Annotated in this window: 9 protein-coding genes; 3 read left to right on the top strand and 6 right to left on the bottom strand. The window is 68.8% G+C overall.

Features of this window, described 5'->3' with window-relative positions; all coding sequences use genetic code 11:
* Window positions 1-50: 50 nt before the first annotated feature.
* The 4 genes from AB0M51_RS08250 to AB0M51_RS08235 are packed head-to-tail and all read right to left on the bottom strand — an operon-like array spanning window position 51 to window position 7,390.
* Window positions 51-2,945 carry a glycoside hydrolase family 2 TIM barrel-domain containing protein gene (locus AB0M51_RS08250; RefSeq protein WP_363748632.1) on the bottom strand — a complete coding sequence of 965 codons (2,895 nt, stop codon included), beginning with the start codon at window positions 2,943-2,945 and terminating at the stop codon, window positions 51-53.
* A complete protein-coding gene (locus AB0M51_RS08245; protein WP_363748630.1) occupies window positions 2,942-4,930 on the bottom strand; it encodes a beta-galactosidase in 1,989 nt (662 codons plus the stop codon). Before AB0M51_RS08245 ends, AB0M51_RS08250 begins: the two co-directional genes overlap by 4 nt.
* A gap of 54 nt (window positions 4,931-4,984) precedes the next feature.
* A complete protein-coding gene (locus tag AB0M51_RS08240; RefSeq protein ID WP_344201730.1) occupies window positions 4,985-5,989 on the bottom strand; it encodes a LacI family DNA-binding transcriptional regulator in 1,005 nt (334 codons plus the stop codon).
* A gap of 9 nt (window positions 5,990-5,998) precedes the next feature.
* Window positions 5,999-7,390 carry a glycoside hydrolase family 28 protein gene (locus AB0M51_RS08235; RefSeq protein WP_363748628.1) on the bottom strand — a complete coding sequence of 464 codons (1,392 nt, stop codon included), beginning with the start codon at window positions 7,388-7,390 and terminating at the stop codon, window positions 5,999-6,001.
* Window positions 7,391-7,537: 147 nt separating this feature from the next.
* Here AB0M51_RS08235 and AB0M51_RS08230 point away from each other — a divergent pair, with 147 nt between their 5' ends.
* Genes AB0M51_RS08230 through AB0M51_RS08220 form a run of 3 tightly spaced genes read left to right on the top strand, consistent with a single transcriptional unit; the run spans window position 7,538 to window position 11,723 of the window.
* Window positions 7,538-8,950: a glycoside hydrolase family 28 protein gene (locus AB0M51_RS08230; RefSeq protein WP_363748626.1), complete on the top strand. Its 1,413-nt coding sequence runs from the start codon at window positions 7,538-7,540 to the stop codon at window positions 8,948-8,950.
* 11 nt (window positions 8,951-8,961) lie between these two features.
* Window positions 8,962-10,431: a glycoside hydrolase family 28 protein gene (locus tag AB0M51_RS08225; protein ID WP_344201741.1), complete on the top strand. Its 1,470-nt coding sequence runs from the start codon at window positions 8,962-8,964 to the stop codon at window positions 10,429-10,431.
* Window positions 10,428-11,723 carry a glycoside hydrolase family 28 protein gene (locus AB0M51_RS08220; RefSeq protein ID WP_363748624.1) on the top strand — a complete coding sequence of 432 codons (1,296 nt, stop codon included), beginning with the start codon at window positions 10,428-10,430 and terminating at the stop codon, window positions 11,721-11,723. The genes AB0M51_RS08225 and AB0M51_RS08220 overlap by 4 nt, the downstream gene beginning before the upstream one ends.
* On the opposite strand, the gene AB0M51_RS08215 is transcribed toward AB0M51_RS08220, so the two are convergent.
* Together AB0M51_RS08215 and AB0M51_RS08210 are read right to left on the bottom strand one after the other, a co-directional pair.
* The gene (locus AB0M51_RS08215) at window positions 11,720-12,964 is read right to left on the bottom strand and encodes a hypothetical protein (RefSeq protein WP_344201745.1); all 1,245 of its coding nucleotides are present in this window, start codon (window positions 12,962-12,964) and stop codon (window positions 11,720-11,722) included. The two genes, AB0M51_RS08220 and AB0M51_RS08215, sit on opposite strands and share 4 nt — an antisense overlap.
* 6 nt (window positions 12,965-12,970) lie before the next feature.
* Entirely contained in the window at window positions 12,971-15,400 is a 2,430-nt protein-coding gene (locus tag AB0M51_RS08210) for a pectinesterase family protein (protein WP_344201747.1), read from the bottom strand.
* Window positions 15,401-15,522 lie beyond the last annotated feature (122 nt).

The raw sequence follows: 15,522 nt of genomic DNA, 5'->3' as shown, positions 1-15,522 counted from the left end.
CACGCCCTCCGACAGTTTTCAAAGCCGAATCCCCTGCAAAACAAGGGATTTCAGTTATCCACAGATTTGCCTCCGATGGGTGTGAAGGTCAATGAAAAGGTGTAGGGGGCGATCTCCAGTGGGTCGCGGGTGGGCGGGCCGCAGGAGGCGGAGCCCAGGCCGGACTGGGCCAGGTCGAGGTTCAGGTAGATGTGGTCGCGGGGGGTGAGGTCCGAGCGGTGGCGGGCGGCTTCCAGGTCCTCGGTGGTCCAGCGGCGGGCGGTCAGTTGGAAGTGTGGGGCGCCCGTGACGCGTAGGCCGTTGCCCTCGGCATCGGTCAGTTCGGCCCAGCGGACGTCTGTGCGGGCGCCGTTCTCTTGCGGCACGACGTAGGGGGTCTGTAGCTCGTCCACGGTGTGTTGGAAGCGTCCTACGCGGGCGGCGCAGTGGCTGTCGGCGTAGGCCTCGCCTGGGCCGCCGCCGTACCAAAGCACGTTCTCCAACCCCGACGGCACCTGCAGTCGCACGCCGAGGCGTGGCCAGCTGGTGCAGCGTGGGGTGACGGCGGTGCCGGACCACTCGCCTTCCGGTTGTACGTCGACCGTGAGCTGGAGGTTGTCGTCGTACGCGGTCCAGCGGTACGTCGTGCGTACGCCGACGCCGAGGCCCTCCGGGGCAACCCGGGTGCGTACGACGAGACCGTTGTCTGTCACGTCCACCCCGTCGACCCGGTGGAGGAGCCGGTCGAGGCCGGCGGCGCGCCACTCCTGGGTGACGCCGTTCCGGCCGCCCTGGCCGTTGTCGTTGTCGGTCGGCGCCCGCCAGAGGTCGAGTTGCGGGCCGTCGACCTGCTGTCCGTAGAGGTGAGTCAAACGGCCGGTATTACGGTCGAATTCACCGCCACCGAGCCGCAGTACGTCACCGCTCTGCACCACAGGAAGACCAGAACTGGCAGGCGCAAGCTCAGGCTGCTCGAGCACGAACTGCGACCAGGCAACCTCATGTCCAGCGTTGGCCCAAGCGGTGTCCTTCGCCAGCACCGCCCGCACAGTCAGCACCCGTTCTACGTCAGACGGAGATGACGGGCGAGCAGTTTGTGGTGGTAGGACGGTGAGGGGTGGAGGTTCTAGCTGTGTGGAGGTGCCAGGGAGGATGTTGGGGACGTCCAAGTGGCCGGAAGCTACCTCGATGCCGTCGGACGTGACTGACCAGAGGAACTCCAGGTCGTCGGTGCCGGCGAATGTCCGGTGGTTCTCGATCGTGAGCAGCCCCGTGATCCGAACGGACTCCAGGACCTTCTTGTACTCCGCCAATCCGGGAGACGGGGTGCGATCCGGGAAGAGCAAGCCGTCGATGCAGAAGTTGGTGCCGTGGAGGCGTTCGCCGAAGTCGCCGCCGTAGACATGGTCCGTTGCGGCGGGCAACAGCAGGCCGTGGTCGATCCACTCCCACACGAAACCGCCCTGCAGCCGCGGGTAGCGCTCCAGCACCCGCTGGTAGTCGGCCAGCCCGCCAGGACCATTGCCCATCGCATGTGCATACTCAGCCAGGATGAACGGCAACGCCCGCCGCCGAGCCTCCAAGGAGGAGTCCTCGGTCGTCACGTCCTCAGTACGTGTGCCGATTGCCTCCAGATCCTCCAGCGGCGGATACATCAAGCTGTAGAAGTCCGAGAACTCGTACGTCCGGTCCCGCTCGTAGAACACTGCCCGCGACGGATCCCGCTCCCGCGTCCACGACGCCAGTACGCCGAAGTTCTGCCCGCGGTCGCTCTCGTTGGCCAGCGACCAGATGACCACGCTTGGGTGGTTCTTGTCGCGTTCGACCATCCGCCGCATCCGGTCCAGCATCATCGGCGCCCAGTCCGGGTCGTCGGCGGGGTTGCCGCGCCAGTCGGTGTAGATGAACCCGTGTGTCTCGATGTCGCACTCGTCGATCACCCACAGCCCGAGCTCGTCGCAAAGGTCAAGGAACGCCGGGTGCGGCGGGTAGTGCGCGGTCCTGACGGCGTTGATGTTGTGCTGCTTCATCAGTACGAGGTCCTGCCGCATCGCCTCGACCGAGAGCGCCCGTCCGCGGCGTTCGTCGTGTTCGTGCCGGTTGACGCCACGGAAGAACAGCGGCCGGCCGTTCGCCGTGAACACCCCGTGCACCATCGCCACGGTCCGGAACCCGATCCGCAGCTCGACCGTCTCCCCCGGCACCTCGACAGTCGCGTCGTACAACCGCGGCACCTCGGCCGACCACGGCTCGACGGCCGTGATCTCCACCGGTACGCCGGGCTCCGTCACGATCCCCAACTCCGGAACCCGGATCACCGCGCCCGGCACCGTCTCGACAGTCAAGGAACCGCCCCCGGTGCCATGGTCGTACGACGCGTGCACGAAAACGTCGTCGATCAACGGCCGCGCGAGCAGCGTGACGTCCCGGAAGATCCCCGGCAACCACCACATGTCCTGGTCCTCGAGGTACGACCCCGACGACCACTGGTGCACCCGGACCGCCAGCACGTTCCGCCCGGGCCGAAGTAGTGCGCCGACGTCGAACTCGCTCGGCAGCCGGCTCCCCTTCGCCGTACCGGCCTCGACGCCGTTCACCCACACCTTGAACGCCGAGTCCACGCCCTCGAACCGCAGGACAGCGCCGTCAACAGGCCAGTCCTCGGGAAGAGAGAACCAGCGCACATGGTCACCCGTCGGGTTCGCGTCCGGGGCGTACGGCGGGTCGATCGGGAACGGGAACGCCGTATTCGTGTACCGCGGCCGGTCATGCCCCTGCAGCACCCAGTGTCCCGGGACCTCGATCGAACCCCAGTCTCCACCGACCGCGGGGACATCTTCCGGAGCTCGGTCCCAGAGCTTGAAGTCCCACCGCCCGTTCAGGCTGATCCGCGGCCGCGACGACCGCAACCACGCCCGCGGTTCACGGGCTCCGGTACTCGGCGTCAGATCCTCGAAGTACCTCATCGCCCCTCCTTGAGCACCCGGACGTCCCACGGCCCCAACTCGACCCGCCCCAGGACCGCGGGCTCGACCGTCACCGCCGTACCTGACCAGTTGTGCACGAACCAGATCCGCTCGCCGGCCGCGTTCACCGCGGACATCGCGGTCACGGACGGCGCCCACAACCGCGACTCCCCGAACAGCCCGGCCGCCAGCGAGGCGTCCGGCACCGTCCCGACGTACGTGATCCGCCCGCGACCGCAGCGTTTCGTGGTGACGATCGGCCGGCGCTCACCGCCCGGATGCCGGTACGTCGCCAGTACGTCGGCATCGTCGACCAGCAACGTCTCGGCCCATCGTGTGGCATGCCCGGCCAACCCCTCCACCGCGAACGCGTCATCGAGGTTCTCGAACTCCTGGTACGACAGGCCGGCGGCCTTCCGCAACGGCCCGGGCGCAACCCCCGCCCGCGGCCGCGCGAACTCGTCCGCGTACCCGGTCCGCGGCCCCACGATCAGATGGCCGCCGTCCTGTGCATACGTAACCAACCGTTCCAGCACCGGGTCCGACGCAGCATAGAGGCCCGCGGCAACAACCACCGGCGCCGTCAACGCGGCCTCGAGCCGCTCGACCGGGACCACTCCGGGCCGCAGCCCGGCGTCCACGATCCCGCCGTAGAACGCCTCGACGATCGTCCGGTACGACGCCTTGTCAGGGTGACCACCCGTCGCCAACGGCGGCTGGAACTGCATCGCCCAATCGCTGTCCGACGACCACAGCACCGCGACGTCGACGTCCGGCGTCAGCCCGGCCACCGACGACCCGGCGGCCGCCAACTCGGCCCCGATCGCCGCGACCTCACGATAGATCCGTCCCGGCTCCAGTCCGTGCCCGAGAATCCCGCCCCAGAACGTCTCCGCCCCGTGATGGATCGAGTGCCAGTGCCAGTACTCGACCATCCGGGCGCCCCGCGACACGAAGGCCCAGGCAAGCTGCCGGAGCTGACCGGCGTACGGCGGCTTGTTCTGATGCGAGCCACCGATCGACGTCGCGTTCGTCTCGGTCACCAGGAACGGCTCGCCGCGCGACCCGTATCCGCGGTCCGCCGCCAGGAACACATCCGCGACCGACCGCCCGATCCACCCGGGCGCCAACCGCGACGGCAGCGAAGGTCGCGCGAGTCCGTCCTGGACATCCACATAAATGTTGCTCGCCGCAACGTCCAGCGACGCGGTCAGCGGTACGTCGGCCACTGCGGGCCGGTCGTACGCCAGGCAGGTCGTGACGAACTGCCCCTCCCGCCGCAACGACCGCACCAGCTCCGCCTGCCACCCGATGAACTCGGTCGTGCGCCAAGCCTGGAACCGGCGCCAGGCCAGGTCGTACGACGGCGTGCTGTTCCCGTCCGGCCGCCACAGCTCCGACCAGTCGCTCAAGCGGTGCGACCAGTACGTCAGCCCCCACGCCTCGTTCAGCGTCTCGACATCGCCGTACTCGCGCCGCAGCCCGGCCACGAACTCCTCGAAGGCGGCGGCGTTGTGCGCCAGCAGCACCCCCGGCTCGTTGTCCACCTGGTACCCGATCACCGCCGGGTGGTCCCGGTACCGCTCGACGATCCTCCGGACCACCCGCTCCGCGTGGAACCGGAAGGCCGGCTGCCCGTGGTCGATCTCCTGCCGGATCCCCCACGGCACCGGTACACCGGTACGCCGCTCGGCCGCGATCTCCGGGTGCGCCCGTTGCAGCCATGGCGGTACGGCGTACGTCGGCGTCCCGAGGATCACCCCGATCCCGCGCTCGGCCGCGCCGTCCAGCACCGGGCGGATCCATTCCAGGTCGAAGACCCCGTCCCGCGGCTCCCAGGTCGACCAGACCGATTCGCCGACCCGGATCACGGTGATGCCGGCGGCAACCATCAGGTCCAGGTCGACGGCGGTCCGGTCACCGACCGAGCGCGGCAGGTACTCCGGGTAGTAGGCCGTCCCAAGCACGACATGTGGCGGCAGCATGCACCAACCGTAACCGACCGGCACGGTCGCGTGCAATCGTTTGCATACAGGAAATCAGCCCCGGATGCGGACTCTCCTCCGGGCTTGGCCGGTGCTGGCCCGGACAACGAGCTCCGGCGTCAGCAGATCCGGCGGCGGCCAGTCCGCGCCGCCGAGCCGCTTGCTCAGCTGCTCCCAGGCCAGCTCGCCCAGCTTCGCCCGCTCGTTGCGCAGCGATGTCAACGGCGGCCGCGAGTACGACGCGATCGGGATGTCGTCGTACGACGCGACCGACAGCTCGGCCGGCACCTCGACGCCGTTGTCGTACAGCCAGCTCAGCAACCCGATCCCGACCAGGTCGTTGAACGTGATGACCGCGGTCGCGCGGCTGTGCAGCACCGTCGGACCGGCGTCGTACCCGTGGTTCCCCGACCAGCCGCCGTCGATCTCGTCCAGGGTCACGTCCAGCGACCGCGCCGTACGCCGCAACGTCCGGCGGCGCTCGCCGTCGGACCAGGACGTCGCCGGGCCGCCGACGTACAGCACGCGGCGGTGGCCGAGGCCGGTGAGGTGCTCCAGCAGCAGGCGGGACGCGGCGCGGTAGTCGATCGCGACCACGCCGGCGTTCTTGACGTTGCGGTTGATCGAGACCACCGGGACCGGTTGCGCGATCGCCTTCTCCAGGCCCTGGCGGGTGAGCCGCGAGCTGAACAGCACCAGCGCTCCGGAGTAGTCGACCAGCTCGTCCACGAGCCGCAGCTCCTCGGCCGGGTCCTCGCCGCTCTCACCGATCAGCAGCCGGTAACCGCCGGACCGTGCGGCGCCGGTCAGGCCCTTGAGGACCTCGGAGAAGAACGGGTTCGTCAGGTCGGGCACCGTCACGCCGACCGTCAGCGGGCGGCCGAGTTTGAACTCCTGCGCCCGCTTGTCGGCGCGGTACCCGAGCTGGCCGGCCACCGCGCGGACGTGCGCGACCACCTCGGGTGAGATCAGGTCGGACCCGTTCAGCGCCCGCGACACCGTGGAGACCGAGGTGCCGGCCTCACGCGCGACGTCGATCAACCGAACCCGTTCCGCCACTTCGTACCCCTAAGAACCGCTGATCAAGACATTTCGGATCGTCACGTCGTCGGCGTACTGTACGACAGCCTCCGCCGCGACCTGGTCGAACCGGCTGTTGCTGACCACCACCGACCGGATGTGCTGCGTCTCCGCACCCACGATCCGGTACGCCCGCTCGGCCCGCGCCACCCGGACCTGGTCGAAACGGATGTCCCGCACGTCGGGGTACAGCGACTGGTCGCCACCTCCCTGGTAGCTGAACGTGATCTCCAGAGGACGATACATCCAGGCCCGCGAATCCACGTCGCGGACATCGACATTGTGCACATAGCCACCGCGGGTGGACGTGGACTTCACGCAGAGCAGCCATTGCAGGTACGCCTCCTCCGCGGCCGGGTCGGCCGGCGCGGACAGCCGGCGGACGAACACGTCCTCGACACCGCCGCTCATCTCGCTACCCACAGCGACGGCGGCACCACCGCTGAAGAACGTGCAGTCCTCGACGATGACGCCGCGCGACGGCAGCCCCAGCCGGCGGCCGTCGGCGTCCCGGCCGGACTTGATCGCGATGCAGTCGTCGTGGGTCCGGAAGGTGCAGTCGCGGATCAGTACGTCGGTGCAGGACTCCGGGTCACAGCCGTCGCCGTTCGGGCCGAGGTTGTCGACGGTGACGCCCTGGACGGTGACGTTGCGGCACTCCAGCGGGTGGATCGTCCACATCGGGGAGTCCTTGATGGTCACCCCCTCGATCAGCACGTTCGTACAGCGGAACGGCTGGACGAAGCTCGGGCGGAGGTAGTGGCCCGCACCGAAGACGCGCTGCTCGACGGGGACCTGCTCGTCGTTCATCCGTTCGAGTTCGGCCCAGTCGGCGCGCTGGTTCGGCAGGCCGGAGTGCCAGCCGTACTGACCGCTGCCGATCAGGTACCACCAGTGCTCGTTGTCGCCGGCACCGTCGAGGACACCGTTCCCGGTGATGCCGATGTCGGTCTGTCCCTCGGCGCGGATCAGCGGCGAGTAGTTATAGACCTCCACGCTCTGCCACCGCGTGCGGACCACCGGGAGGTACGCCGCTGGATCCGTGCTGAACCGCAACGTCGCACCTTCCTCGAGGTGCAGGTCGACGTAACTCAGCAGGTCGATCGCCCCGGTGTGCCAGACACCCGCCGGTACGACGACGTGCCCGCCGCCGGCCTGGTGGCACGCGGCGACGGCAGCCGCGATCCCGGCCGTCGCGTCGTCGGGCGTCGCGCCGTACTGCGTGATCGGGAACCAGGCGTCCCGGAACCGCGGCGGCCGGATCCGGGACCTGACCAGGCCCTCGACGCTCGGGGCCGCGGCGGCAGCCGGCAGGCCGATGCCTGCGGCAACAACTCCGCCGAGACCGGTCACGAGCAACTGACGACGGGTGGGACGCATGGCGGACACCTTCCACGGGGAGGAGTTCAGGTAAAGCTTTGCCCGTAAGTATCCAAGAGATTTCGGGACGGTCAAGACCAACCGTTGACACACCATCTCCTTCCGGGCACGATCGGTTGCAATCGTTTGCATGCTAGGAGGTCGCGGATGTCCGCCCCACTTCGTCGCCGTACCGTCCTGCTCGCCGGTGGCGCTCTCGCCGCCGGCGGATCCCTGCTCGGCGGCGGTACCGCCCCGGCCGCCGCCGGCCTCGCCCCGGAGGCGGCGGTCGACGCCGAGGTCGCCCGCATCCTGGACCGGATCAGACCGCCACGGTTCCCGGACCGCTGGTACGACGTGACGAGGTTCGGCGCGGTCGGCGACGACACCACCGACTGCACCGCCGCGATCCGGGCGGCGATCGAGGCCTGCCACGGCGCCGGCGGCGGGCACGTCGTCGTACCGGCGGGTGACTACCGCACCGGCGCCGTCCACCTGCTCAGCGGCGTCGACCTGCACCTTGAGCAGGGCGCGCGGCTCGCGTTCAGCCAGGACCCGGCGGCGTACCTCCCGGTCGTGGCGACGCGGTACGAGGGGACGGAGTGCTACAACTACTCGGCCTTCGTGTACGCGTACGGCCAGCGGGACGTCGCGATCACCGGGCAGGGCATGCTCGACGGTCGCGCCGACGCCACGCACTGGTGGGACTGGACCGGCGGGCCGCCACCCAACGAAGGCCCGGACAAGACGCTGCTGATCCAGATGGCCGCGGCCGGTGTCCCGGTCGAGGACCGGGTGTTCGGCGCCGGCCACTACCTGCGACCGAACCTGCTGCAACTGAACCGCTGCGAGAACGTCCTGCTCGACGGCATCACGGTCAAGGACTCGCCGATGTGGAACATCCACCCGGTGCTGTGCCGGAACGTGACGATCCGCGGCGTCACCGTCGACAGCCCGAACGGCCCGAACAACGACGGTATCGACCCGGAGTCCTGCACCGACGTACTGATCGAGGACTGCACGATCTCCACCGGTGACGACTGCGTCGCGTTCAAGTCCGGCAAGGACGCGGACGGCCGGCGGGTGAACGTGCCGGCCCGGTACGCCGTCGTCCGGAACTGCGTGATGGCCGACGGCAACGGCGGCGTCACGGCCGGCAGCGAGACCAGCGGCGGCGTGATGGACATCTTCGTCCGCGACTGCACAATGAGCAGCCCGCACCTCGAGCGGGCGATCCGGATCAAGAGCAACCCTGACCGCGGCGGCACGATCGCCAACATCGACGTACGCCGGGTGTCGGTCGGGCAGGCCGCCGACTCGGTGGTCGAGATCGTGCTGAACTACGCGAACGTGACCACCGGCGCGTACCCGCCGGACGTGCACGACATCACGATCAGCCGGCTCACCGTGGCGTCCGCACCCCGCGCCCTGAACCTCCTCGGCCTCGCCGACGACCCCCTGCGCGCCATCCACCTGCACCAGTGCCGCTTCGACGCGATCACCGAGCCGAACGTGATCACGAACGTCGAAGACCTGCAGCTGGACCAGGTGTGGATCAACGGCGCCCGCGTAGACAACTGAAGGAGCTGTCAATGGACGACCTGACCCGAAAGAACTTCCTGCGCCTCGGAGCAGCCGCGGCCGCGGCGGGCGCCGCCGCAAGCCTCGGCGCCGGCCCGGCCGCCGCCTCGCCGAGCGGTGCGGGAGGTGCAGGTACAGCTGGCATGAGCGGAACAGGCGCAGGTGGTGCGGGCGGCGTGGACCCGGGACCGGGATGGGGGCAGGTCGGCGACATTCTTGCCAATACCGTTCCCCCGCAGTTCCGCCCCCGCGACTTCTCCGTCACGACCTTCGGTGCGGTCCCCGACGGCAGCACCCTGGCAACGGAGGCGATCGCGAAGGCGATCGACGCCTGTCACGCCGCCGGCGGCGGCCGCGTCGTCGTACCGGCGGGCACCTTCCTCACCGGGGCGATCCACCTCAGGTCCGGCGTGAACCTGCACGTCTCGACCGGCGCCACGCTGCTGTTCAGCACCGACCCGGCGCAGTACCTCCCGGTCGTCCTGACCCGCTTCGAGGGCCAGGAGTGCATGAACTACTCCCCGCTGATCTACGCCCGCGACTGCGAGAACATCGCGGTCACCGGCGGCGGCACCCTCGACGGCGGCGCCACCTGGGACAACTGGTGGTCGTGGACGGGACAGGCCGGCGCCGACGCCAAGGCGCTGCAGCAGATGACCGAGGACGGCGTACCGGTGGAGGACCGCGTCTTCGGCGACGGTCACCACCTCCGGGCCGCCTTCATCGAGACCCAGTCCTGCCGGAACGTGCTGATCGAGGGTGTGACGATCGTCCGCTCGCCGTTCTGGGAGATCCACCCGGTGCTGTCCCGCAACATCACGATCCGCGGCGTGCACATCGACAGCCGCGGCCCGAACAACGACGGCATCGACCCGGAGAGCTCGCAGTACGTGCACATCCAGAACTGCACGCTGGACTGCGGCGACGACTGCATCGCGATCAAGTCCGGCAAGGGCGCCGACGGCCTGCGGATCAACGTACCGTCGGAGAACATCCTGATCGAGGACTGCACGCTGAACATCCGGTACGGCGCGATCACGATCGGCAGCGAGATGACCGGCGGCGTTCGGAACGTCTTCGTCCGGAACTGCACGATCGGCAGCCCGAACCTGTACTTCGGCCTGTACATCAAGACCAACTCGGTGCGCGGCGGCTTCGCCGAGAACATCTACCTGCGCGACCTGGAGATCTCGAACCTGACCAAGGAAGTGGTCTCCTGCAACTTCTACCGCAGCGAGGGCGACACCGGTCCGCTCACGCCGTACGTCCGGAACGTCGAACTCCGGAACGTGAACGTCGGCCACGCCCGGAACGCGTTCTCGATCTTCGGCTACCCGCGCTCCCCGATCCAGGACTTCCGGCTGATCGACTGCACCTACACCAGCATCGACGCCGCGAGCTCGATCCAGGACACCGAGCTGACGTTCCAGAACTTCACCGTCAACGGTCAGCTGATCACCGATCCGAAGCAGCTCCTGTGACGGTCGAGCCAACCGCTGACAGGCCCGGCTGGCCGGACGTCGACCGCATCCTGGCCGACGTCCGGCCGCCGGCCTTTCCGGCCGCCGACTTCCCGATCACGGCGTACGGCGCCACCGAGGCCGACGCCGGCCCCGGCATCGCGGCCGCCGTCGAGGCCTGCCACGCTTCCGGCGGCGGGCGGGTCGTCGTACCTCCTGGCCGCTGGCACACCACCGGGATCCGCCTCCGGTCGTACGTCGAACTGCACGTCAGCGCGGGCGCCACGCTGGTCTTCAGCAGCGATCCGGCCGACTACCTCCCGCTGGTCGTGACGCGCTACGAAGGCCTCGAGGTCCTCAACCACGCCCCGATGATCTACGCGAGCGGCTGCACGGACATCGCGATCACCGGCACCGGCACGCTCGATGGCCAAGGCTCGTGGGACACCTGGTGGCAGTGGTTCCACGAGTGCGACGAGGAGTTCAAAGTCTTGCGGGAGCAGAGCTTCTTCGGCGTGCCGCTCGAGGAACGCATCGTCGGGACCCGCCTACGCTCCAGCTTCGTGCAGCCGTACAACTGCAGCAACGTGCTGATCGAGGGCGTCACCGTGGTCCGCTCGCCGTTCTGGCAGGTCCACCCGGTGCTGTGCACCAACGTGACGATCCGCGACGTCGTCCTCGACTCACAGGGCCCGAACAACGACGGCATCGACCTCGAGTCCTGCCGCTCGGTCGTTGTCCAGAACTGTGTGATCGACGCCGGCGACGACTGCATCGCGCTCAAGTCCGGGCGTGAGGCCGACGGGCTGCGGGTCGGCGTACCGACCGAGGACGTGCTGATCGAGGACTGCGAGCTGCGCGTCAAGTACGGCGCGATCACGCTCGGCTCCGACCTCACCGGCGGGATCCGCAACGTGTACGTGCGGAACTGCCGGATCGACGGGCCGTACTTCGCCCTGTACATCAAGACCAACGCGGTCCGCGGCGGCTTCGTGGAGAACGTGTACCTGCGGGACCTCACGGTCGCCGCGGTCACCAAGGAAGTTGTCCAGTGCAACTTCTACCGCGGGGAGGGCGACACCGGCCCGCTCACGCCGTACGTCCGGAACGTCGAGCTCCGCGGCCTCAAGGTCGAGCGGGCGCGGAACGCGTTGCTGCTCCGCGGCTACCGGCATTCCCGGATCGAGGACTTCCGCCTGGTCGACTGCGACTTCACCGTCGACCGGCCCAGCACCGTGCAACACACGGCACTGAGCTTCGACAACGTCACGGTCAACGGCCGCCCGGTGAAAGACGTCCACCAGATCCGTTAAGGCAGGTGGGCGCAGTGGACGTCGAGGTCCCAGAGGATCACTGACAGGGCGTACGGGCTGATCGCGTGCATCTGGTGGGTCGCGTCCTCCAGCAGTTCCCAGTAGCCGTTCGACTCGTTGCTCACGGCATCGGTGCCGATGACGGCGATCCGCTGCCGGACGGCCGCCTCGTACGAGCGGTGGCCGACGCCGTTGAAGCAGCAGTCGTCGAACCGGTTCAGGATCTGCATCTGCCGGCGGTTCGGGCCGATGGACGCGAGCGCGTAGAAGTCCGGGAAGTCGGCCAGCCCGTACAACCCGGGCTGCTTGTCGAGCCGCTGCTCCCAGTCACCGCGAGTCGGGCTCGGCTTCGGCGAACCAGGCCGGACGAAGAACGGCAGCGAGCCGGCCGTCGGGTACGAGCGGGTGATCCGCGTGTCCAGTGCCGGGTACACGGTCGTCGCCCAGCCACCGCCGGACAGCCCGATCATCTGCACGGAGGACGGCTGGTACGTCGCCTGCACGTAGTTCATCGCGACCGACAGCGGTGTGAGGAACAGCGACAGCGGCGAGTACGTGGCCGATTCCCACAACGGCAGGTCGTTGTGCGACGGCTGCAGCTGCTTGGTCGGGTCGGCCGGATCCTGCAGGGTTTTCGGGTTCCAGTGGTAGAACGGCATCGCGAACAGCAGCACGGTGTACCCGCGGTCGAGCAGCGCCTGGGTCACCGGCTGCATCGTCTCCGGCCCCTCACCGTGCCCGTTGTGGTAGAACGCCACCCGGCGGTGCGTGGACTGCTCCGGCTCGAGCAGCCACACAGTGGACACGTAGCCGAACTCCATCGGTACGTCGAGCTTGTCGTACCGCCGTACGCCGGTGAACGCGGGCAGCACCGACGGCGCGCCGACGCCACGTGTCACGGTGGGCAGCGCGGTCGGGAGGACGCCGGTGTCCTTCCACACCTGTGCAACCAACTGTGGACGGAGCGCGTCCGCGTCGGCCGCGGTGTGGACCTTCATCAGGTCCTCGACGTCCACGCCGACCACCACCTCCGGCAAGGTCTTGTAGATCGCGGCGTGCGCGTCGGCGATCGCCTGGTTCACCGGGGCGACCGGCCGCGGTGCCGGGTGCGGTTCAACTCCTCCCGCGGGCACGTCGGTCGCAGACGCGGTCAGCGGAATGCCGGCGGCGCCGGCGGTCACGGCCCCGGCGGTCGCGGCCAGGGCACCTCCGAGAACGGCCCGGCGGTTGACGTTCTTCATCTTGGATCACCTTTCGAGGCGGGGAACGACCGGGTGCCAGCCGGCGAACACGAACGACGGGTCGCGCAGTTGCGCGGCCTCCTCGTCGCTGAGCTGCCGGGAACACGCCAGTCGCGCGGTGGTGTCGAGCGGCCGGCCGGACAGGTCGGTGCTGTGGTACTCCCAGAACCGGATCTGCCCGGCGGCCGCACAGTCGTTGGGGCTGGTGATCTGCCAGCCGGTCTTCTTCACGTGGCTGTCCATCGCCGAGTCGATGAACACCGCCTGACTGGTCGGGAACCGGCTGAGCTCGGCGCGGGCCAGGTACACGCTGTCGTCGGCCAGCCCCGGCGCCCGGGTCAGCCGGACCCGGACGAAGATGTTGCCGGGCCCGTCGTCGATGTTGCGGACCTGGTTGTAGTACCCCTCGTGCAGCGCCTTCAGCTCGGAGTCCTGCATGAACACGCCACCGGTCCCCCAGACGAAGTCCACGTCACCCTCGATGTAGCTGTTCGTCACGAACGCCTTGCCCTGCAACCGCAGGCTGTCCTGGTACCCGAGGACGCGGACCCGGGCGAGCACGATCCGCTCCCCGTTCCCGAACAACGCCTCGGCCTGCGATCCGCGGTACGGCGTGAGGTTCTGCACGGTCACGTCGGACATCGTGAAGTCGTCGGCGAACACCGCCATCGCGGCCCGCCAGCAGTTGAACCGGTCGGACTGCGGGATGACCCGGCGCTGACAGTACGACTGCTCCTGCGGGACGCTGCCCATCGCGGAGTCGCCGTTCAGCAGGTTGTTGTTCGGGTACCCGATGACGGTCTTGCCGGCACCGGCACCACGGATCGTCAGCCCGGGCTTGGTCGGCGGCACCCAGACGAGCTCCCGGTACAGCCCGGGCGCGACGTCGACGGTCGCCTTGTGCCCCTCACCGACGAAGTCGATCGCGGCCTGCACCGTGCAGAAGTCCTCGCCACGGCCGACGGTCAGGTGGCTGTCGTCCTTCGGATCCTGCTGGGTGCGGAACTGCCAGTTGCTGATGCCGGGGTTCCCTACGACGAACCCTGGATCCACGGTCACGTAGTACACCTGACCTGGCGCAAGCCGTTGGTGCGGGTAGACGGTCACCGTCCGCCCGTCGACGACCACTGCCTGGTACATCCACGTGTGCACCTGGTCGAAGTCGGTCCGTGCCCCGCCGACCGTCCGCTGGAACGACGCGAGGTCCGTCAGGCTGATGGTGTCGACAACCTCACCGTTCGCCTTGTGGATCTGCACCTTGCCGCTCACGCCGAGCCGCACCGGTCCCTGGAAGCTCATGCTCAACGCAGTGTCCGAACACGTGGCGTCCTCAGGCCCCTGTGGTGACACCTTCACCGCACCCGCGGCGCCGGTCGCCCACCCGGTGAGGCCCTTGAGCACGGCCGTCAGCTTGGTCGCCGCGACCTGATGCCCCTGCACGTTCGGATGCGTACTCCCGTTGAAGTCGCCCGCCCCGAGCCACCCGGTCGTGTCGACGTACACGATCCGCCCGTCCTTCATGGCGGCGACCGCCGCCTTGATGTCGTCCGCATGCGTCCCGTTGAACGGGCGCAGGGCAACGATCAGCGCTTTGGGATCGGCCGCCCGGATCTTCTGCAGATAGGCGACGTACGCCGGTGTGAACTCGGCGCTGTCGTACGCCGCGTCGTTCGTGCCGAAGTTGACGACGACCGCGCCCGGGTCGAACCCGGTCGCGGGGAAGCCGGCCAGGTTCCAGCCGAACGACTCGGCCGCCGTACCGACATTGCCGTGCCCCGGCTGGAGGATGCCCTGCTTGCCGAAGCCGACCTGGTTGGTCTCGGCACCGAACGCCTCGCCGACCAGGTGCGGGTACGCCTTGGTGCCGTCCGCGCAGTCGGAGCCGAGCTCCGGGCAGAGCGCCATCACGCCCTGGGTGATCGAGTCACCGTAGAACTCGATGCGATGCTCGGCGGTGGTCGGCAGCGGGATCAACTTCGCGCCCGGGGCGAGCTCGATCTTCTTCAGCACGATGCCGGTCTGCAGCGGCACGTTCCAGCGGTTCTCGTACTCGTCGACGTCCTTGACCAGGATCTCCGCCGTGTGCGCGACGTTCGGGTCGAGGTCGTCGGCGAACACCTTGTGATCGGCGTCGACCTTCTGCAGGACGGGCGCCTGGCCGTCGATCGCGACGTACAGCTGGGCCGGGACGGTGATCGACGAGGTGTCGAACAGGGCTCCGAGCTGCGAGCCGGTGAACCGCAGCCGGACCGAGGACCCGGAGTTCACGGTGATCGCGGTGTCGTCGTCGCGGCCCCAATGGCCGGCGAGTTCGATCCGCGGGTCGAACGGTCCGTAGGTCGCCGGGTTCGCGGCGGCGGCCGGACCGGCGGACACCGACAGCAGACCGGCTCCGACGAGTACGACCAGACAGAGGCTGATCAGACGATTTCGCACGGCGTCTCCCAGGGCGCAGACCACCGCGCAGAAAGCCCGGGGCGGTGGGCGGGGTAATCCTTTTCCTCGTTACAGTCGCAGCGCTCCGCGGTCGCGTCAAGGGTTCGTCCCCGGAAATCGGG

It is taken from the genome of Kribbella sp. NPDC051137 (assembly GCF_040682535.1).
Lineage (GTDB): Bacteria > Actinomycetota > Actinomycetes > Propionibacteriales > Kribbellaceae > Kribbella > Kribbella karoonensis.
The sequence above is the reverse complement of the archived record's forward strand: the minus strand, read 5'-3'. Positions and strand labels throughout refer to the sequence as shown.

Coding starts and splice junctions, on each gene's coding strand:
- AB0M51_RS08250 (WP_363748632.1), bottom strand. CDS start 2,945: ATGAGGTACTTCGAGGATCTGACGCCGAGTACCGGAGCCCGTGAACCG.
- AB0M51_RS08245 (WP_363748630.1), bottom strand. CDS start 4,930: ATGCTGCCGCCACATGTCGTGCTTGGGACGGCCTACTACCCGGAGTAC.
- AB0M51_RS08235 (WP_363748628.1), bottom strand. CDS start 7,390: ATGCGTCCCACCCGTCGTCAGTTGCTCGTGACCGGTCTCGGCGGAGTT.
- AB0M51_RS08230 (WP_363748626.1), top strand. CDS start 7,538: ATGTCCGCCCCACTTCGTCGCCGTACCGTCCTGCTCGCCGGTGGCGCT.
- AB0M51_RS08225 (WP_344201741.1), top strand. CDS start 8,962: ATGGACGACCTGACCCGAAAGAACTTCCTGCGCCTCGGAGCAGCCGCG.
- AB0M51_RS08215 (WP_344201745.1), bottom strand. CDS start 12,964: ATGAAGAACGTCAACCGCCGGGCCGTTCTCGGAGGTGCCCTGGCCGCG.